This is a genomic window from Oleiphilus sp. HI0132 (assembly GCF_001635845.1).
Genome location: NZ_LWGJ01001342.1, coordinates 1 through 712, shown reverse-complemented (window position 1 = coordinate 712; position 712 = coordinate 1). Strand labels below are relative to the sequence as shown.

The 712-nt window shown below is 45.1% G+C and carries 1 protein-coding gene; it reads right to left on the bottom strand.

From position 1 onward, the window contains the following. A partial coding sequence (locus A3766_RS20470; protein WP_156509007.1) for an acetate/propionate family kinase occupies positions 1-712 on the bottom strand: 712 nt, incomplete at both ends.

Here is a 712-nt window from a genome sequence, read left to right as displayed (position 1 = left end):
CGTTGTAGCATTCGTTACGTGAAGAAGGCTGATTGTTTGCTGCATGGTTAATAGTAAAGCCGAAAATTGACAAGTGTTTGACAATATTTTGCCTAACGACAGCTGAGTTCTCGCCAATTCCACCGGTGAACACCAGTGCATCTATTTGTTCTAGTGAGGTCATCATGCCGGCCAGGTGTTTGGCCGCTCTAAAGCAAAATACCTCCAAAGCAAGTTTGCATTGGGTATGACCTTCATCTGCCTTCTCACAAATTGTGCGCATATCGTTGCTCAGCTCAGATATACCGAGTAAACCGCTTTGCTTGTTTAGGAGTTCGGATATCTCCTCGGGTGAGTAATTCTGACTGATTAGAAAGTCAAAAATACCTGGGTCGATGTCGCCAGATCGGGTGCCCATTACAAGCCCTTCAAGTGGGGTCATGCCCATACTTGTATCAGCGCTTTTACCGTTTTTTATTGCCGCAACACTTGCGCCGTTACCCAGGTGAGCGGTAATAATGTTTAGCTCTGGCAATGACTTATTTATCGTTTCAGATGCACGCTTAGCAATATAGCGGTGACTGGTACCGTGAAAACCATAGCGGCGAACATTATGTTCAGAATAAAGCTTGTAGGGTAGTGCGTAAGTATAAGCTTTGGCTGGCATTGTTTGATGGAATGCCGTATCAAATACTGCAACTTGTGGGAGATTAGGGTGCAGCACTTGTAAGCT